Origin of the sequence: Haemophilus parainfluenzae (assembly GCF_014931395.1) — a bacterium.
Taxonomy (GTDB): Bacteria; Pseudomonadota; Gammaproteobacteria; order Enterobacterales; family Pasteurellaceae; genus Haemophilus_D.
The window spans coordinates 930,008-949,537 of the sequence record NZ_CP063120.1 but is presented as its reverse complement, the minus strand read 5'-3'; the positions used below and the strand labels follow the sequence as shown (position 1 = coordinate 949,537).

At 38.5% G+C, this 19,530-nt stretch carries 20 protein-coding genes and 2 tRNA genes; 7 read left to right on the top strand and 15 right to left on the bottom strand.

Going from position 1 to position 19,530, the window contains the following annotated elements; translation table 11 throughout:
• Nucleotides 1-13: 13 nt before the first annotated feature.
• A complete protein-coding gene (locus INP94_RS04690; protein ID WP_197544175.1) occupies nt 14-1,378 on the bottom strand; it encodes an MFS transporter in 1,365 nt (454 codons plus the stop codon).
• Between the two features lie 50 nt (nt 1,379-1,428).
• Nucleotides 1,429-2,226 (bottom strand): inositol monophosphatase family protein, encoded by a 798-nt coding sequence (locus tag INP94_RS04685; RefSeq protein WP_197544174.1) that lies wholly within the window; start codon nt 2,224-2,226, stop codon nt 1,429-1,431.
• 254 nt (nt 2,227-2,480) lie between these two features.
• On the opposite strand from INP94_RS04685, the gene iolB reads away from it, so the two are divergent.
• Entirely contained in the window at nt 2,481-3,311 is an 831-nt protein-coding gene (gene iolB / locus INP94_RS04680; protein WP_197544173.1) for a 5-deoxy-glucuronate isomerase, read from the top strand.
• Nucleotides 3,312-3,410: 99 nt separating this feature from the next.
• On the opposite strand, the gene rplI is transcribed toward iolB, so the two are convergent.
• From rplI to infA, 5 genes are all read right to left on the bottom strand, one after another.
• Nucleotides 3,411-3,860 carry a 50S ribosomal protein L9 gene (gene rplI, locus INP94_RS04675; protein WP_197544172.1) on the bottom strand — a complete coding sequence of 150 codons (450 nt, stop codon included), beginning with the start codon at nt 3,858-3,860 and terminating at the stop codon, nt 3,411-3,413.
• Nucleotides 3,861-3,874: 14 nt separating this feature from the next.
• Nucleotides 3,875-4,105, bottom strand: coding sequence for a 30S ribosomal protein S18 (gene rpsR / locus INP94_RS04670; protein ID WP_005696867.1), 231 nt, complete (start codon nt 4,103-4,105; stop codon nt 3,875-3,877).
• A gap of 11 nt (nt 4,106-4,116) precedes the next feature.
• Nucleotides 4,117-4,443, bottom strand: coding sequence for a primosomal replication protein N (priB, locus tag INP94_RS04665; protein WP_005627623.1), 327 nt, complete (start codon nt 4,441-4,443; stop codon nt 4,117-4,119).
• Complete coding sequence (rpsF, locus tag INP94_RS04660) at nt 4,430-4,807, bottom strand: 30S ribosomal protein S6 (RefSeq protein ID WP_005627620.1); 378 nt, start codon at nt 4,805-4,807, stop codon at nt 4,430-4,432. The genes priB and rpsF overlap by 14 nt, the downstream gene beginning before the upstream one ends.
• Nucleotides 4,808-4,995: 188 nt before the next feature.
• Complete coding sequence (gene infA / locus INP94_RS04655; protein WP_005627617.1) at nt 4,996-5,214, bottom strand: translation initiation factor IF-1; 219 nt, start codon at nt 5,212-5,214, stop codon at nt 4,996-4,998.
• A 225-nt stretch (nt 5,215-5,439) separates the two neighbouring features.
• Between infA and rsmA the strand changes: the two genes are divergently transcribed.
• The 4 genes from rsmA (at nt 5,440) to INP94_RS04635 (ending at nt 9,214) form a co-directional block, all read left to right on the top strand.
• The gene (rsmA, locus tag INP94_RS04650; RefSeq protein WP_197544171.1) at nt 5,440-6,303 is read left to right on the top strand and encodes a 16S rRNA (adenine(1518)-N(6)/adenine(1519)-N(6))-dimethyltransferase RsmA; all 864 of its coding nucleotides are present in this window, start codon (nt 5,440-5,442) and stop codon (nt 6,301-6,303) included.
• A gap of 14 nt (nt 6,304-6,317) precedes the next feature.
• Entirely contained in the window at nt 6,318-7,145 is an 828-nt protein-coding gene (apaH, locus tag INP94_RS04645; protein WP_197544170.1) for a bis(5'-nucleosyl)-tetraphosphatase (symmetrical) ApaH, read from the top strand.
• 9 nt (nt 7,146-7,154) lie between these two features.
• Nucleotides 7,155-7,778 carry a glucose-6-phosphate 1-dehydrogenase family protein gene (locus tag INP94_RS04640; protein WP_197544169.1) on the top strand — a complete coding sequence of 208 codons (624 nt, stop codon included), beginning with the start codon at nt 7,155-7,157 and terminating at the stop codon, nt 7,776-7,778.
• Nucleotides 7,779-7,879: 101 nt separating this feature from the next.
• Complete coding sequence (locus INP94_RS04635; RefSeq protein ID WP_197544168.1) at nt 7,880-9,214, top strand: NAD(P)/FAD-dependent oxidoreductase; 1,335 nt, start codon at nt 7,880-7,882, stop codon at nt 9,212-9,214.
• Nucleotides 9,215-9,258: 44 nt separating this feature from the next.
• On the opposite strand, the gene gorA is transcribed toward INP94_RS04635, so the two are convergent.
• From gorA to mutY, 6 genes are all read right to left on the bottom strand, one after another.
• A complete protein-coding gene (gene gorA, locus INP94_RS04630; RefSeq protein WP_070715071.1) occupies nt 9,259-10,629 on the bottom strand; it encodes a glutathione-disulfide reductase in 1,371 nt (456 codons plus the stop codon).
• 163 nt (nt 10,630-10,792) lie between these two features.
• Nucleotides 10,793-10,868, bottom strand: a tRNA-Asn gene (locus tag INP94_RS04625).
• Nucleotides 10,869-10,870: 2 nt separating this feature from the next.
• A tRNA-Phe gene (locus INP94_RS04620) sits at nt 10,871-10,946 on the bottom strand.
• A gap of 228 nt (nt 10,947-11,174) precedes the next feature.
• Nucleotides 11,175-12,254 (bottom strand): membrane-bound lytic murein transglycosylase MltC, encoded by a 1,080-nt coding sequence (mltC, locus tag INP94_RS04615; protein ID WP_005696844.1) that lies wholly within the window; start codon nt 12,252-12,254, stop codon nt 11,175-11,177.
• 9 nt (nt 12,255-12,263) lie between these two features.
• Nucleotides 12,264-12,536 carry an oxidative damage protection protein gene (locus tag INP94_RS04610; RefSeq protein ID WP_049365232.1) on the bottom strand — a complete coding sequence of 91 codons (273 nt, stop codon included), beginning with the start codon at nt 12,534-12,536 and terminating at the stop codon, nt 12,264-12,266.
• Nucleotides 12,529-13,647: an A/G-specific adenine glycosylase gene (gene mutY, locus INP94_RS04605; protein WP_197544167.1), complete on the bottom strand. Its 1,119-nt coding sequence runs from the start codon at nt 13,645-13,647 to the stop codon at nt 12,529-12,531. Before mutY ends, INP94_RS04610 begins: the two co-directional genes overlap by 8 nt.
• A 193-nt stretch (nt 13,648-13,840) precedes the next feature.
• Here mutY and rpmE point away from each other — a divergent pair, with 193 nt between their 5' ends.
• The gene (rpmE, locus tag INP94_RS04600; protein WP_005696847.1) at nt 13,841-14,053 is read left to right on the top strand and encodes a 50S ribosomal protein L31; all 213 of its coding nucleotides are present in this window, start codon (nt 13,841-13,843) and stop codon (nt 14,051-14,053) included.
• 139 nt (nt 14,054-14,192) lie between these two features.
• Here rpmE and INP94_RS04595 read toward each other — a convergent pair whose 3' ends face one another.
• Together INP94_RS04595 and INP94_RS04590 are read right to left on the bottom strand one after the other, a co-directional pair.
• The gene (locus tag INP94_RS04595; RefSeq protein ID WP_197544166.1) at nt 14,193-16,151 is read right to left on the bottom strand and encodes a TonB-dependent receptor domain-containing protein; all 1,959 of its coding nucleotides are present in this window, start codon (nt 16,149-16,151) and stop codon (nt 14,193-14,195) included.
• Nucleotides 16,152-16,304: 153 nt separating this feature from the next.
• Nucleotides 16,305-18,560: a FepA family TonB-dependent siderophore receptor gene (locus INP94_RS04590; protein ID WP_197544165.1), complete on the bottom strand. Its 2,256-nt coding sequence runs from the start codon at nt 18,558-18,560 to the stop codon at nt 16,305-16,307.
• A gap of 249 nt (nt 18,561-18,809) precedes the next feature.
• On the opposite strand from INP94_RS04590, the gene INP94_RS04585 reads away from it, so the two are divergent.
• A complete protein-coding gene (locus INP94_RS04585; protein ID WP_197544164.1) occupies nt 18,810-19,517 on the top strand; it encodes a 7-cyano-7-deazaguanine/7-aminomethyl-7-deazaguanine transporter in 708 nt (235 codons plus the stop codon).
• Nucleotides 19,518-19,530: the final 13 nt, after the last annotated feature.

The following is a 19,530-nucleotide window of genomic DNA, read 5'->3' as shown; positions in this document are numbered from 1 at the left end:
CTGTATTTAAATTTTAAGATCTTTGTTGTTTTAATTTAATTAAAATATGAGACATAAGAATTGATATAGCAACTAATACTGCAAGCCCTAAAAATGCCCATCCTAGAATCTGAGTATCTGTTAGATAAGAACGAATAATTTGACCTGTTGCATCTTTGTCTGGAGATTTTACAAGTCTACCTAATAAAATAGGTGCCAACAATGCTGGGAAATAACCAATAGTAATTGCAAAAGACATTGCTGCAGAGGAATGCTTTTTAGCCACCCCTAACTCACCAATAGGTGCATAATAAACTCCTCTAATCATAAAAATACATGCTGAAGCAGATAACATTAATACAATTAAACTCCAGAATATTGAAGGAGAAATAAGATTATCTGGTGCTTGATTAGGCAAATAGCCATTTGCATACAAAGAAATATCAGGATGGTTACTAAAAAATATAAATGAAATCGCTAACAGTATTACAGTAAGTATTACCTGCATTAATCTCATAAAATGAGCTGTAGAATCGAAAACTTTTTCAACTAATACTGTTGATACTAAAGGCAGCATTCGCAACGCTATCACAACAGTTGCAAATACAGCTGCAGCTACAGCACTGGTTCCATACCCCCCCTGCAAAAAGCGAGCAAAATAAGTACCTGCCGCAACAAATGCCCCATAGATACAAAATACATTAACCCCAACAATCCAAACAACTGGTAACTTGGCAACTTGCCAAACACCACTTAAGGCTTCTTTTGTACTATTTGCTTGAGCATCATCTCCAACCTTTTGTCCCTTCGGTACGACAAAAAAGACTGCAAGCCCTGTAACAATCACAATAACACAGCTTGTCATCATCATAGCTTTTGGGCTAGCCTGATAATAGAGCATGGCTGTCCATAGTAATGAAATAAGAAAAGCCAATAGGCCTCGACCAAATTCAAATAACCCAAATGCAGCACCTTGATGTTCTTCTGAAGTTGAAATTCTTAAAGCCTTAAAATTAGCTGGTTTGAATAACACTTCACTAAAAAACAACATAGAAAAAAAACATGCAAGTAGCACTGGCATACTTAATCCTGGTGAGCAAATTGTAAGAAAGAGAGATATACTACCAACACCAATAGTAGACAACAGCATAATACTTCGTATAGAAAATCGATCGCCAACCCAACCTAATGCTATTGTACCTAGAATAATTACAAGTCCTTGCATTGAATACAAATAACCAGCCTCTTGATCTGTCACACCTAATGCTGCAGGAAATCCACCTGGAACACTATTTCGGATATCCCAAAAAGCATAAATTAGCTGAGCATTTACAGTAATTAAAATAAGTTGGAAAAATGAAACGGGAGTAAATCCATATTTATAAAGTAAGTCTTTCATATAAAACTCCTTTTTATTAATGAAAATGTAGATATCATTGGTGCACATTATTAGTCATTAACACGTATAATACGGTTAAGTCTTAGAAACAGTTCTTCTGTGCAACAACCTAATATATAATTACCCTTTAACAATCCATCTTTTTCAAGGAAGTTATTCACATAACCTCCAGCTTCCTGAACAATAATAATGGCAGCACAAACATCCCATGCATTAATATGTGGTTCAAAATACCCAATCAAGCGACCAGCAGCCACATACACTAACATTAATGCTCCTGAACCATTACGAATAAATATCCCACCATCGAGTAAAATATGATTTAACACAGGCGTAAATGTATTAGGATGAACCCGGTGAGATACTCCTAATCCTATTAATCCCTCTTTTAATGAAATAGAAGAAGATGTGCGAATAGGATGATCATTCAGAAACGCACCATCTCCTTTCATTGCTCTGAATAGCTCATTATGAACAGGATCAAAAATCACGCCACAAACAATCTGATTTTTGTGTAGAATTGCAATAGAAATACACCAAGCATTTAAGCCATATAAAAATGAGCTAGTTCCATCAATAGGATCTACTACCCAACAGTACTCACAGGCTAAATTTTCAGCACCAGATTCCTCTCCCAAAAAACCATCTTGAGGAAAGTGGCTTTTCAGTGCATCTTTGATTTTTGCTTCAACAGTTTTATCTGCAATGCTAACTTGATCTTGCAAATCACCTTTCTTACATTCGATTTTTAACTCATTACGATTAAGATAAAAATCAAGTGCAATTTCCCCAACTTCTTTAACTAACTTTTGAGAAAATAAGTATCTATTTCTTAGTTCAATGTCCATACACCTCCTCCTGATGAATATTCCATTGTTAATCCACAGACTAAGCTTATAAATTACACACACTCATCCTTGTGGATTCTATATACAATTCCATAGTAGATCTCTATTTTGAAAATTTAAATACAAAAATAATGGATTTGAACTTTTTATTTCATTTATGTGATCTATGTCTGATTTTATATAAATCTCGCTAGATTAATTCACTGAACGGAGTATTATCTTAAGAAGTTATTTGGCTATTTTAGGAGCATGAAATGAGTTATTTACTATCCAAATCACGAAAAGATCATCCTGAAAAGAATGGTGAAGTACAAAAAATCACCCCAAAAACAGCAAATTGGGAGTACGTTGGTTTTGAAATGTACCATCTACAAGAAGAGCAAGAACTAACTTTTGATACTGAAAATACTGAAACCTGTTTTGTTCTCGTTGCTGGTAAGGCTACTATTGTTACATCCCAAGCCACTTTCGAGCATATTGGTAATCGCGCATCCCCATTTGAGCGCATTCCACCTTATTCAGTCTATGTTCCACACCAACAAAAAGTACAAATCAAAGCTGAAAGTTATTTAGAATTGGCTGTTTGTAGAGCACCAAGTCAAGGTAGTTTACCCATTCGCTTAATTAAACCTGAGGATGTTGGCGTAGAAAAACGCGGATATGGAAATAATAAACGCTTAGTACATAATATCCTCCCTGAAACTGAAACCGCAGATGCCTTATTGGTTGTCGAAGTATTTACAGATGAAGGTAATACAAGTTCTTTCCCTAGCCATAAACATGACAATAAAAACTCTCTGACTGAAACCTATTTGGAAGAAACCTACTATCATCGTTTCTCACCATCACAGGGTTTTGCATTACAACGAGTTTATACTGATGATCGTTCACTAGATGAATGTATGGCAGTGTATGATGGGGATGTTGTTCAAGTACCAAAAGGATACCATCCGGTTGCAACTATTGCAGGTTATGACAATTATTATTTAAATGTTATGGCTGGTCCTGTAAGAAAATGGCGGTTTACTTGGGAACAAGATCATTCTTGGATTAATACTGAAAAATATGCAGATAAATTTAAATAATTTGAGGTATTATCTTTGACTAAGAAAAATATTTTCTTAATCTAGAAAACAAAAAACCCGACATTACGTCGGGTTTTCTTTTATCAAAAACTTTGATAATTATTCTGCAACAACGATTACATCTAATGTTGCAAATACTTCGCCGTGAAGTTGGAAACGAACATCGTGATCACCAAGAGTACGGATTGGACCGTTTGGTAAACGAACTTCGCTTTTCGCAATTTCAACGCCTGCTGCAGTTACTGCTTCTGCTACATCACGAGTAGTGATTGCGCCGAATAAACGACCTTCCTCACCTGCTTTAGATGCGATAGTTACAGAACCTAATGCAGTCACTTGTGCTGCACGAGCTTGAGCTGCTGCTAAACTTGCGGCTGCCGCTGCTTCTAACTCTGCGCGACGAGTTTCAAAGTGTTCAATGTTAGATTTAGTTGCCATAACCGCTTTACCTTGTGGGATTAAGAAGTTACGAGCGAAACCAGATTTAACATTAACTTGATCACCTACGTTACCTAGGTGAACGATTTTATCTAAAAGAATTACTTGCATTTCCTAACTCCTTCTTAATTGTGATGAGAATCAGAGTAAGGTAATAACGCTAAATAACGAGCGCGTTTGATTGCGCGTGCTAATTGGCGTTGGTACTTTGCACGAGTACCGGTAATGCGGCTTGGTACAATTTTGCCGCTTTCAGAAATGTAGTTCTTTAATGTAGCGATATCTTTGTAATCGATTTCAACAACATTTTCCGCTGTGAAACGGCAGAACTTACGACGACGGAAATAACGTGCCATTTGGCTGTCTCCTAATCTATAAATTCGATTTGCTCGGCATGCAATACTAACTGCGTTAAACCATTTGAGGTTTTATGTGAAGTTATAAACCCCACCACAAGAAGTTTACTGCCGACCGTAATGCTTTGAGTTTTTTCTATTAACTGATTGCCACTGACTTGAACTGGCATCTTTAACCACGCTTGGCGTGATAAACCACTTTCGACTTGTTCGGAACGATGTTCTAGCCAAAACTGGCAATGCGCAATCCCGTTAGGGCTTTTGCTTCGTTTAGGTAATTGACACACTGTGCCGATTAACGAGAAGCGATTATCAAGTTTTGAATTACTCTTCAGCATCCTCAAAATCGTTGTTTTCAACTTCAGCTAAAGGTTTACGTTCTTCTTTAGCCGCTTTCATTGGGGACGCTTCGGTTACGGCGTGCTTAGTATGGATAACAAGACTGCGTAATACAGCATCGTTATAACGGAAAGTCGTTTCTAGCTCGTCGATGACTTGTTGAGGCGCTTCTACATTCATAAGCACATAGTGTGCTTTGTGTAATTTGTTAATTGGGTACGCTAATTGACGACGACCCCAATCTTCTAGGCGATGAACTTGACCACCAGCTTCTTTAACAGAACCTGTGTAACGTTCGATCATACCTGGTACTTGCTCGCTTTGGTCCGGATGAACCATAAACACGATTTCGTAGTGACGCATTACTGCTCCTTACGGGTTAATCAGCCTTTGACGTAGATTAGCCACCAATCTGCAAAGGCAAGGAACGAAAAAATGAACGTGGCTAAGGGCGCTGATTATACAGATTTTTTTACAGACTTCAAATAATTTGTACGCTTTTCAAACAAAAAAAGCCGATATCAACATATCGGCTTTTTCTAATTCTAAAATTAACGGCTACGGAAAATGATACGACCTTTGCTTAAGTCATAAGGCGTCATTTCTACAGTTACTTTATCGCCTGTTAAGATACGAATATAGTTTTTACGCATTTTGCCAGAAATATGAGCAGTCACTACATGACCATTTTCTAACTCAACACGGAACATGGTATTTGGTAAGGTTTCCAAAATTGTGCCTTGCATTTCAATGCAATCTTCTTTTGCCATTTTATCCTCTAAAATTATGATTTTTTTGACCGCACTTTTTGCGGCTATAAATGAAAAACGGGCGAATTATAGCCGTTTTTAATGTTAGACGAAAGATTAAAATAAAATTGAACAGAAAAAAATCACTTTTTTTACTAATTTGTAAGTTGTATCAAGACTTAGGAATGATTTACAAAAGAAATACAGGCTCTATAATAACCGCAATTTTCTTATTAAATAGTACTTATGAATTCAAAAAAACACTTAGGTCATACCGCCCGTAAACGCTTTGGGCAAAACTTTTTACATGATACTTCTGTGATTCAAGGTATCGTGGCGGCAATTCATCCACAATCGAATCAATTCTTAGTAGAAATTGGCCCAGGGCTTGGTGCATTAACCGAACCTGTTGGAGAACTTGTCGAGCATCTTACCGTAGTAGAACTTGACCGAGACTTAGCTGAACGTTTACGTCATCATCCATTTTTACATCAAAAGCTCACTGTTATTGAAACGGATGCCATGCAATTTGATTTTGGTGAACTTTATACAAAAGAACATTTAGCAGAAAAAGGTCAGAAATTACGCGTGTTTGGTAACTTGCCTTACAACATTTCTACCCCATTGATGTTCCACTTATTTAAGTATCACGATGTGATTCAAGACATGCACTTCATGCTACAAAAAGAAGTGGTAAAACGCTTATGCGCAGGCCCAAATAGCAAAGCTTACGGTCGTTTAACCATTATGGCGCAATATTTCTGCCAAGTGATGCCTGTACTTGAAGTACCACCTTCTGCATTTAAACCAGCACCGAAAGTAGATTCAGCCGTTGTGCGTTTAATTCCGCATAAAGAATTACCGCACCCTGTAAAAGATTTATATTGGTTGAACCGTGTTTGCTCCCAAGCGTTTAATCAACGTCGTAAAACATTGCGTAATGCTCTCTCAACACTATTTTCACCTGAAAATCTGACCGCACTTGGTATTGATTTAAATGCACGTGCAGAAAATTTGGCTATCGCAGATTATGCACGCCTAGCGAACTGGTTGGCGGATAATCCACCAGCTGATATCAATAAAGATGAAATCTTAGATTCAGAAGAGTAAAAGAGCGGTCAAAAATGGCAACCTATTTCGTCGGTGATTTGCAAGGCTGTTATGATGAATTACAGCTTTTATTAGAACGTGTAGATTTCAATCCTACGCAAGATAAACTTTATCTTGTGGGGGATCTTGTAGCGCGTGGGGATAAGTCACTTGAATGTCTTCGTTTTGTTAAATCCCTTGGCAATGCAGCACAGACAGTGCTGGGCAATCATGATTTACACTTAATTGCGACCGCACTGGGTATTAAAAAAGTGAAGCCTCGTGATCGAGTCGATGCTATTTTTAATGCGCCCGATTTTGATGAACTCATTGACTGGTTACGCCATCAACCCTTACTTGTGCATAATGAAAAATTAAACTTCCTGATGGCACATGCAGGCATTTCGCCAGATTGGGATTTGGAAACTGCGAAATCTTGTGCAGCTGAAGTGGAACGCATTTTACAGCATGGCGATTTTCATTATCTCATTGAAAATATGTATTCAGAACAACCCGATCGTTGGTCGCCAGATTTGCAGGGCTTAGCACGTCATCGTTACATTATTAATGCGTTCACTCGAATGCGTTTTTGCTATTCAGATCATCGCTTTGATTTTGCCTGTAAATCCTCTTTGAAAGATACACCGGCGGAGCTTATACCTTGGTTTAATTTGGATAATCCTCTTTATAAACAGATCCCGATTGTATTTGGGCACTGGGCAAGTTTAGTCGATGAGAATCTCCCTCAAGGTATTTATGCCTTAGATACAGGTTGTGTGTGGAATAATCGAATGACTATGTTGCGTTGGGAAGATAAACAGTTCTTCACGCAAAGTGCGGTCAAAAATTACGGTGATTTTTAAGGAAACACGATGCTCTCACTTAATGCTGAATCTTGCGAACTGTTCAATATTCCTTTCTACCAATTTGCCCAGATGAAGAAATTTTGTCCGGAAGATATTCCTGCGATCAAAGCTAATTACAAATTACATTGGGATAATTGGAAAGCGATTATTCAAGAAGTTTCAAAGCAACTCGGCATGCCTTTTGCAAAACCGCATATTGAAAGTTGGACCAATGGTTGGCAAGTCCGCGCCCATTTCTTCGCTTATTTTAAATATGAGTTTAATCAGAATTCTGCAGCCATTTTTTCTGTGCTATTAAATCGTCGCCGACTAAGAGTGTGTTTAGATTGGCATTGCTATCGTGCAGATCGTTCACAAATTAATGTGCAACAATATAATCAATGGCTTGATCAATTTGATTTCAAACAATTTGCCGATTTTGATATTTGGCGAGAAGATGAAAGCGAATATGATGATTTTCGCCAAGTGAAAGCCATTTCTGAAAAAGATCTTCTCTTGCGTTCAGAGGACGATTTTTGGTGTATTGGGAAAAGTATTGAAAAAGATCAACTAAGCCAAATTGATCCTGTTTTATTTATCACGCAAACCATCCAACAATTACAACCGCTTTACGATCGCTGTCATCAATAAAGTGCGGTCAATTTTCATTAAATTTTTTCGTCTTGTTTATTTGTTATGCTATCATTACATTAGTTTAACATTTTTAACAATTTTTCTTTTAGGAGAACTTTATGAAAAACGTCGTGATCGTTGGTGGTGGCGCTGGCGGCATTGAATTAGCGACATTTTTAGGTGACAAATTAGGTCGTAAAAAACAAGCTAAAGTAACGCTTGTTGACCGCAATGCGACCCACTTGTGGAAACCTCTATTACATGAAATTGCAACAGGTGTCATGGATGATGGTATGGATTCTCTGAGCTATCGTGCTCACGGTAAAAACCATCATTTTAGCTTCGAGCAAGGCTCAATCACACGCATTAATCGTGAACAAAAATATGTTGAGCTTGCCCCTGTTTATGGGCAAGAAGGCGATATGCTTGTAGTTGCGCGTCGCATTCCTTATGACTACTTAGTGATTGCAATCGGCAGTAAATCGAATGATTTCAATACAAAAGGCGTCGCCGATAACTGTATTTTCTTAGATAGCTCTGATCAAGCGCTTCGTTTTCAACAAAGAATGTTGGAATTATTCCTTAAATTCTCTGAGAACCGTGCATTAGATGATATCGGTGAAGAAGAGTTTAAACAAAAACTAGTGGATGAAAACAAAGTCAATATTGCGATTGTTGGCGGCGGCGCAACTGGTGTGGAATTAACTGCTGAACTTTATCATGCGACTGAAGACTTATCTTCTTACGGCTACGGTAAAATTGATAATTCTTGCTTGCAAGTCACCTTAGTTGAAGCGGGTCCTCGCTTATTACCGGCTCTACCTGAAAATTTATCTGCAGCGGTATTAGATGAATTGCAAGAAATGGGTGCTAACGTGAAATTAAATACGATGATCACAGAAGCCCAACCTAACACGCTAATCACCAAAGATGGCGAAGAAATCAAAGCTGATCTCATTGTGTGGGCGGCGGGTGTTCGTACCTCAACGGTGACACAGCAATTCGATGGATTAGAGCTTAACCGCATCAATCAATTAGTGGTAAAAGATACCCTTCAAACTACGGTAGATGACAGTATTTTTGCCATTGGTGACTGTGCAGCATTAATGCAACCAAACGGTAAATTAGTCCCGCCAAGAGCGCAAGCGGCACACCAAATGGCAAAAGCTTGTGCAAAAAACATCTTTGCAATTTTTGAGCAAAAACCATTAAAAGCATTTAAATACAACGATAAAGGAACCTTGGTTTCCCTTTCTAGCTTTACCGCATTGGGCAGCATTTCAAATAAATTTGGGAAAAATCCATTAACTGTTCAAGGTAAATTTGCACAGTTTGCGTATGTGTCTTTATATCGTATGCATCAACATGCTTTGCATGGATGTATTAAGATTGGCTTGATTATTTTAGTGGATAAACTTAACCACTATTTAAAACCAAGATTGAAATTACATTAATGCAAAAGTGCGGTTAAATTTAACCGCACTTTCTTTATCTGCAATTAACGCATTGTGACAAATTCTTCTGAACCGGTTGGGTGAATCGCCACTGTATTATCAAAGTCTGCTTTAGTTGCCCCCATTTTGATTGCCACAGCAAAACCTTGAATCATTTCATCCACTCCAAAACCAATACCGTGTAAGCCTACGATTTTTTCTTCTTTGCCGACACACACTAATTTCATTCGGCAAGGTTGACGATGTTCAGTGACCGCGGTGTACATTGCTGTGAAAGAGGATTTATACACTTTCACATTTTCTTCGCCATATTGCTCAATCGCTTGCGGTTCAGTTAAACCCACCGTACCAATTGGCGGGTGGCTGAATACGACGGTTGGCACGAGATTGTAATCCAAATGTTCATTCGGTTTGTTATTGAATAAACGCTCAGACAAACGACGACCTGCAGCCACAGCAACTGGTGTTAATTCAATACCACCTTCGATAATATCACCCACTGCATAAATGCCAGGTACGTTTGTATTTTGGTATTTATCAACAATAATTTGTCCGCGTGAATTCGTTTTCACGCCAGTTACTTCAAGATTAATCACATCAGTAGCAGGTTCACGACCAATCGCCCAAATTAACGTATCCACTGTAGTTTCTCGGCCATCTTGTAATTTCAAGGTAAGCGAACCATCCGCATTTTTCACCACTTCTTCTGGCAACGCTTTGGTATGTAATTGGATACCATCTTGTGCTAACACTTCAAGTAAAGTTTCGACAATCAATGGATCTTGATTACGCAATGGGGCATGTTGACGCACAAATAAATGGGTTTCGCTACCTAAGCTATTTAAAACGCCTGCTAATTCAACCGCAATATAACCCGCGCCTACCACTGCAACACGTTTTGGTAATTCATTTAAAGCAAATACACCATTTGAATCAATTCCGTATTCTGCACCTTTTACAGCAGGAATACTTGGGCGACCACCTGTAGCAATTAAGATATGATCGGCGGTTACTAATTCTGTTGAACCATCTGCATAGCTCACTTCAATCGTTTTCGCATCTTTAAAACGTGCAAAACCATTTAGAACATCCACGTTATTTTTCGCTAACACATTATTGTAAGACGTATGAATACGACCGATGTAAGCTTGACGGCTCTCGACTAATTTCGCGTAATCAAACTTTTTCACTTCTACATCAAAACCATAAGCAGGTGCATAGTTATTAATGGCTTCTGCCACTTGTGCGCCATAGAACATCACTTTTTTCGGTACACAACCTACGTTTACGCAAGTACCACCGAGATGTTTTGCTTCAATAATTGCACATTTTTTGCCATAGCTTGCCGCACGGTTAATTGAGGCAATCCCGCCGGAACCGCCACCGATCGCAATATAATCATAATGTTTAGTCATTTTCATTATCCTTTTTTACTCATTGGAATTTTGCTCTATTTTGCCTAAAACTGAACGAGAAAGCTATAAATTGATGTGATTGGAATTGTCTATATGAAGATTAGGAAATATTGAAACTAGAAAGAAAAAAGCCGCTAAATTACTTTAGCGGCTTCTTAGAATTTGGCTCCTCCTGCGGGACTCGAACCTGCGACATATGGATTAACAGTCCACCGTTCTACCGACTGAACTAAGGAGGAAATGGTGCCTCGAGGCGGAATCGAACCACCGACACGGGGATTTTCAATCCCCTGCTCTACCGACTGAGCTATCGAGGCGTTATCGTTATTGGCTACTGCCTGACAACGGAGCGTATTAAACTATTTTTTCGGGTATCGGTCAACAATTAAATTCAAAAAAAGTAAAAAAGTTGGTGTGTTTGAGTGGTTAATAACCAAAACGACTATAAAAAGAACGTATTTTGTAAAACTCAATCAAAAATAACCGCACTTTCTCAAAAAATAATGCCCGAAAATTCTTTCGGGCATTGTATTTCATCGTAGAAATTATCGTCTTACGCGGAATTTCTTCTGCGCCGCATCCACTTTCAACAAGTAGTTTCTTGCTTGTGAGGATGGGTGTGCAGTCGTTAAGATACGATATACTTGTTCCGGATACATCTGGTTGATCTTATAGATCGCCTCATCTTTATCCTCATCGAATACGCGTAATACTGCACCTGCACCACTGTTGTAGGCAGAAATCATTGCAAAACGTTTAGAGGTAGGGTTTGTAATACCATCTAAATATTGATTTTGCAGAATCCATAAGTAAGAGACACCCGCATCAATGTTATTTGCTGGATCATAAAGGTAACGTGCAGATGGTTGTCCACCTTTACCTTTCATCGCAAACACATCGCGACCTGCAGTGCTTGGTACCACTTGCATTAAGCCGATTGCATTCGCATAACTGATCGCATACGGGTTGAAGCTGGATTCTGTTTGCATAATACCTAAAATCAAGCTTTCATCAATGCCATAGCGTTCTGCAGCTTTACGGACTAATGGAATATATTTTTGTGCACGCACTTCAACGTGGTTTGCAATCATTGAGATCACCACAAATTGCACAGTGTTACCATTTTGTAAGCGACGAGTTTGTAATTTATTTTGGATTAAATAAGTCGCAAAGTTACTTGCAATCACTTGGTTAGCAATTTGCTGACCATTGTTATCCACAACCTGACCTAATAAGAAAGGACGTGTACTAATCGGCACATCGCCAGAAGCAAATAAGTCGATCCCTTTCGCATCGGAACCCATCAATAAAGTATGGACAATCGCATTGTGTAAGCGATTAAGATCTTGTTGAGTTTCAACAATAATTGTACCTTCGTCAAAGCTTACGTGGCTACGCGTATAGAAAGAGTCCGTGTATTTCACGTAGTCTTTACGACTCGCAACTAAAAGCTCATTCACCCCCCAAATACGATCGATATTATGGGAGAATTGACCAGTTAAAATATCTAAACCTTGCGTGTCTTTTGAAAACACTTCGTCGTAATTAATGCCACGTCGATGGGTTGGCGAATCGCTACAAGCATACAAAAGCGGAAGTAGCGCCAATAATAAATACTTTTTCATAATCTTTTGTTATTTAGATGGGGGAACGTAACCTTCAATATGCACATCTTTGCCTTCAAATAAGAAATTCACCATTTCTTCTTCTAATAATTTACGATGTTCGGCATTCATCATATTGAGTTTTTTCTCGTTCACTAACATGGTTTGCTTTTTGATCCATTCGCCCCATGCTTGTTTACTAATAGAATTAAAAATACGTTTACCTAATTCACCGGGATACAGTTGAAAATCCAACCCTTCCGCATCTTGTTTCAAATATTCGCAAAAAACGGTTCTAGCCATAATAATTCCTTACAAATTGCGTTAATAAATTTTTCACAGGCTGAGCTAACCCGATCTGTTCAGGTGACGTTGGATCATACCAATATTTGACCGCACTTAATAGACCAGATCGAGATTCTTTTCCTTTTTCTGATAATTTTTTCCAATCTGAACGATCGCCCTCTTCCGATTTTCGATCGATTTCGACATAAATCGGATGAATGTCTAAGTGAAAATGGCTAAACGTATGACGGAAAGTTACCCATTCTTGATACTCGGTAATCCCTTGTTCTTTCAGATAATTCAATAATGTTTGTTTATCGTCAAACTGAGGAAAACAATACAATCCGCCCCATAAGCCTTTGCTTTCACGCTGTTCCAACCCGACTTTTCCTTGATAAGATAAAATCAAAAAATAGCTCTGCTTTTCTGGCAATGATTTTTTGGGTTTCTTTCCTGGAAACTCTGTCCACTTTTCGAGTTTATTGGCTAAACAATCGTTACTTAGAGGACAAAGATCACATTTAGGTTTTGTTCGGGTACAAATCGCCGAACCGATATCCATCATCGCTTGATTAAATTCCGCCACTCTCGTTGTTGGTGTAACCTGCTCACTCAACTGCCATAATTGATTTTCGACTTTCTTCTCTCCAGGCCAACCTTCAACAGCAAAATAACGAGAAAGGACGCGTTTTACATTGCCGTCTAAAATCGGATAAGGTTGATTTTGTACGGAAGATAAAATTGCACCTGCCGTTGATCGCCCTACGCCTGTTAATGCCCAAACCTGTTCAAATTGCGTTGGAAATTCACCTTGATATTCATCTCTGATGGTTTGAGCGGCTTTATGCAAATTTCTCGCACGGGCGTAATAACCTAGCCCCGTCCACAAATGCAATACTTCATCTTGCGACGCATTAGCAAGTGCGGTCACATTAGGAAAGGTTTTGATAAAGCGTTCAAAATAAGGAATAACAGTAGAAACTTGAGTTTGTTGCAACATCACTTCGGAAAGCCAAACACCATAAAGGGTTTTATTTTGTTGCCAAGGCAAATTTTTACGCCCAAACTTTTCATACCATTGTAAAACAGAATGGGCAAAAGGGGTATCAACAGAGGATTGGGCTAACATAACTTTCCTAAAGTGCGGTCAAAAATAAACAAAAATTTTGCGATGATTCTATCACTAAAGCACACCTCTTGATCAATTTGATTTTTTCAGTATAATTCGCAGTCTATTTGGTGCCGGATTGTCGGCGATTATTAACTCACGCGGTGTAAGTGGAAAGCATTTATAGCGGCGTGGCTTCAATTTGAGGTTTTCTATGAAACAAGGTATTCATCCAGAATATAAAGAGATCACTGCAACTTGTTCTTGCGGTAACGTGATCAAAACTCGTTCAACTTTAGGCAAAGACATCAACCTTGATGTGTGCGGTAGCTGCCACCCATTCTACACTGGTAAACAACGTGTTGTTGATACTGGTGGTCGTGTTGAACGCTTTAACAGCCGTTTCAAAATCCCAGGTACAAAATAATTTGAATCTGTGTGAAGAACCCTGCCTATGCAGGGTTTTTTATTATCTGAAATTCACTATTTTCCAAATTCAATCAATAAAAAAGTGCGGTCAAAATTGACCGCACTTTTAATTCCCTGTTAAGCAATTAGAGATTTATTTAAAAGGTATAATTAACATTTAAACGAATGTCTCGACCTGGTTCAGGTAATGTTGATACACCTGCACGTTGGCTGTGGCTTCGATAATATTTGTTAAACGCATTATCTAGCGCAAGGTTCACATTGATATTTTCAGCTGGTTTCCATGTAATATAGAAATCACTTACCCCATAGCCTGGACGTTTAGTGGTTGTTGCACCACCGCCACGGTTATTTGTTGTTGCGTCATAACTGGTATGTTGTACAAAGCGACCTTTCCAGCCAATTTCAATATCAGGTTGAGTAAAGCGATAAGACACACCTGTAGTCCAAGTACGTCCAATCGGAATAGCTGTCACAGTACTATCTACTGTTCTGCCATCTAACTCAGGTTTACTATAAGCCACGCCTGCACGTAATGTTAAACCTTCATATTTATAAGCTGCACCGACTTCATACCCGTGATTTCTTAGCTTACCGGCATTTTGGATTTCATAAAAACCTGAGCTTACTTGTGTAAATGCGTGTGTATCTTTTACAGTTTGCCAGAAATAGCTTCCATTCAAGGAGAAATTATCGGCGAGTTTGTAATTGAAACCCACTTCTGCATTACGTGATTTCTCCGGTTTAATATTTGACGCAATTGAGTAAACAGCTGATCGACCTCGAGTTTCACCTGAAGATAACATCACTTCATGGAAACGAGGACTACGTGTTGCATAGTTTAAGCTCGCATTAAAGCTTAGATCATTATTCACTTCATAAATTAAACCAACGCTTGGGTTTACACTTCCCTTATGCGATTTTTTGCCATTCATTGCTCGGAAATCAAAGTGATCATAACGTAATCCAGTTGTTAAGGTAAAAGCACCTAAGCCCCAAATACCTTCAGCATAAACACCTACATCACGTTTCTTTTGATTTTTCATTTGAACACCGTTTTGTACGGTTAGCGAATTAGGTTTACCCTCTTGATCACGATAATTAACACCGTATTTAATAAGATGAGACTGACCCACTGCGCTTTCTAAATTTAAATTTGCCCCATTCGCAATTAAGCGCGTTTTCGAATTCTCACTAGGCTCTTTACGATTAATCACAGAATGATATACATTAGCTTTAGCGTGCGTCACAAAGCCCATGTCCTTACCATTCCATTCTACGCTTGTCGTATCATTTTGTGTGATACGATAGCGAGGAGCATTATTCGCCTCATTATTGTCTTGTGCAAAATCAAATTCTTCACGAAGGGCACGGACACCATAATGACGTTCTTGACGATGACTGACTTCAATTCGGTGATTTTCATTCAAATCAAAACCAAGCTTAGCCAATAAACCACGCTGTCCTAATGCACTATTTTTGACTTTATATCCATTACCGTCTTTATAATCACGTTCAGTCACAAAATTAGCAGAAATTAATGCATCTAATGGGCCTGCTTTAGAATAAACGGTCGCACCTTTAGACCAACCACTATTTGAACTTACACCTGCGTGAACTTTGAAGCCAATATCTTGCCCTTCTTTGAGCAAATCTTTTGCGCTCACTGTTTCGGCAACAATCGCACCACTTGTTGCCCCGATCCCTGCACTTGCTGAACCTGTTCCTTTTTGCACATCAACACGTTTCAATAAAGACGGATCAAACATGAAACGACCTTGGTGATGGAATAATTGTGCATCGGTATAAGCACCATCAATTTTCACATCAACTTGATCTTGTCCCATACCTCGGATCGTAAACCATTGTGATGTACCACGACCACCACCAAAATTAATTGCTGGCTCATCTTTTAATAAACCTTTTAATTCAGTCTCAGTGCTACGCTCCATTGTTTTTGTCGTAATCACATTGGTTTTACTTTTTGCCCCGCTATTCTCAGACACAACATTAATCACATCTAATTGTTCTTCAGCTTGAACATTCGCTGCAATAAACACAGCAAGTGGCAATAAGGCAAAATTTGCTCTCTTCATAAGTACACCCTCAAAAAATTAAAATGATAACGATAATAATTATTATCTATTTTTTATAGATTGAGTCAAGATTTCTTTGTGTGTTTGTTGTCTAAGCTGACTGCATACATAAAAAAGCCCTGTATAAACAGGGCTTGAATCATCTATTCTTACTTAGAAAGTATATTTTACCGTTGCGTAATAAGCACGACCAGGTTCGTTATAAGTATGGGCATTGTAATTTGTACTGCTTGATGAACGATAAATGCGTTTATCAAATAAATTACTTACGCCGACACGAATGCTGATTGTGTCTTTCCAATTGTAACCCGCGCTTAATCCCCAAACTGCATAGCTACCAATATCTTCTGAGCCAGCAAGCTGATTAACGTACTTGTCGTTACCATTTTCCATACGGTTTTCCGGATTTTTACGGGATTTTTGTTTACCGTATTGCGTATAAGTCAACATCGCATCCAAACTATCAGTGATTTGATAACTTAAACTTGAATTCAAAGTATATTTTGGTACGATAGAAAGCGGGTTACCGGTATCTTTATTTTTGGTTTTGTGCATATAAGTGAAGTTATTTACCCAATTTAATTTATCTTGGATCAATGGTAATGTCAGATTACCTTCAAAACCTTCAATTACTGCGCGGTTTGCGTTACCCCATTTATACACATAGTTACCTAAGTTAGTTAAACCAATAAATTCACCATCAGACACGATTTTGTTACGATAGTCATTACGGAAGTAAGCCACAGAGGCAAGAAGTCCGTCTTTATCATATTCAATTCCGATTTCTTTATTCCAGCTGGTTTCTGGTTTAATGTCGCTATTACCTTGGAAATAACAAGTTTTATTATTTGGTACATTCGTTGGGCAACCTTGACCTAAGGTAAATAGCAAGTAATTTGGGTTAGTTTGATAAAGGTTAGGTGCTTTATAAGCTCTTGCAATCCCACCTTTAATTCTCCAATCATCGTTGAGGCTTTGTAAGAAGTTTAATCCACCACTTACATTAGAACCTGAATAGGTGTTGTAATCATAACGCAAAGATGGCGTTAGGATGGTAGATTGAGTTGCTGAAATATTATCTTCAACAAATACTGCCCATTCAGTTTGACTGCTATGACCACCTCGTACATTTGAGATGCCGGTTGGTAGGCGTTCTTTCAAATCATAAAGCACCTTCCCTGTATTCTTGTCTCGTCGTCCACCAAGTAACTGTGTCATAGAAGCGTCATCATCTAAACTGCTATGTGCACCTTCAAAACCAACTGTCAGCATATGATCTACACCCAAGGTAAATGGGATATAGAATTCTGAACTAAAACGCGTATTTTTAAGAATAGAATCGCTAAAAGCTGACGTGCTAGAATAACTACCTTCTGGACCACCCGCTAAATATTCTGGTAAACGGCTGTTTTTAGTTTTATCAAAAGTAATATAAGTTTTATTGTCGAAATGATCAAATTTACCTTCATAGGTTAAAGCATAGTTCTGACGATATAAACGAGCAGTTTCAGCTTTGCTTCCTGCCAAAGTTTTGGTTTCAGGATAGTTTTTATTATTATAAAGCCCTGCTGAGCTATTTTGTGTATCACCGTTATAAATATTACCTTGACGGCTAAAACCGGAATCCAAGGTTAATTTATTTTTTTCATTGATATTCCACACTAAACGGCCATTAATATCTTTGTTACGAACACCCTCACGTCCAGCAATCGCAGGATCGCCATTAATGCCGACTTCATCTGCTTGTGTTTTGTTCCAGTTACCATATAAACGGAATTGCAATACATCTTTAATTAATGCACCGCTTAGATTAAAACCAACACGATTCGTTGCGCCTTCATCGCTGTCTTCTGGCTGGTTGGTGTAATAGCTTAAGCTACCGTGTAAATCATTGGTAACAGGTTTAGTGATAATATTAACCACCCCACCCATTGCACCTGAGCCATAGCGTGCTGCTGAAGGGCCACGTAATACTTCAATTTTTTCAATGGCTTCAACCGGCACCCAGTTGCTGTCGCCACGGGAATTACGTTCACCACGCACACCATAACGTTCTGCATTACGAGAGGTGACAGGTTTTCCGTCCACTAAAATCAATGTATTTTCTGGTCCCATGCCACGAATATCAATTTGACGTTTATTACCACGTTGTCCTGTGGATGAGTTACCCGTTAAATTCACACCGGGCATAGTACGTAATACTTCAGAAATATCATTTGTCGCAGGACGTTTCTCTAAATCTTTTGCCGTCACAAGAGAAGAGCCAAGTGATTGTTTTACCTGGTTTTCCGCTGTAACTTTAATTTCCTCAAGTTTCTCTTCACCATAAGAATAGCTTGAAAAAAGCGCGATGGTTAACGTGCTTAATGCGAAGAATGATGTTGTTTTTAAATGATTGGTTTTATACATTGAATGCTCCCCAGGCATATGTGAAATAAAAATGCCTGAGAATTCTAGTACAATATCATTTGGGTGTAAATGAAAATTCTTATCACTGCTATTAAAATCAAACTAAAACAAATAAAATGCCTAGATTTTTGACCGCACTTTCTTGCAATCCCAATAAATTCTAGTATTATTCACGGCTCGCCAATTTGGCGGATTTATTTCTCATGTCGGGTTCCCTACCCCCGATTAACCAACTAAAAAGGTCTTAAAATGAAAATTAATACTCCGATCTTCAATGATCAACAAAAACATTTTGCTTTAATTTTATTAAGCTTATTTCACATCTTCATCATCACAGCCAGTAACTATTTCGTTCAAATTCCATTTGAAATCAATTTAAAATTGACCGCACTTGGTTTTGCTGATGATTTCTCATTCCACAGCACATGGGGAACACTCACTTTCCCATTCATTTTCTTAGCCACCGATTTAACGGTACGTGTATTTGGGGCGAAAGAAGCACGTTGGATCATCTTTATCGTGATGATTCCAGCACTTATCGTCAGCTACATTGTGTCGGTTGTTTTCTCTAATGGGCAATATCAAGGCTTAGGAGCTCTCAGTGAATTCAATATGTTTGTTTTCCGTATTGCATTTGCGAGTTTCTGTGCTTATGTTTTCGGACAATTATTAGATGTGTTAGTATTCAACCGTTTACGTCAACTAAAAACGTGGTGGATTGCCCCGAGCAGCTCCATGACATTTGGCTCTCTTGCCGACACTTTCATGTTCTTTGGCGTAGCATTCTATCAAAGTAGCGATCCATTTATGGCTGAACATTGGTTTAGTCTTGGATTCGTCGATTACTTATTTAAATTATTTGTCGGCATCGTCTTGTTTGTTCCCGCTTATGGCGTGGTACTCAGCATGATTTTGCGTAAACTTCAATCTCTCGCAAGCTCCCGCCAGTTTGCTTAACTTAAGGAAATAA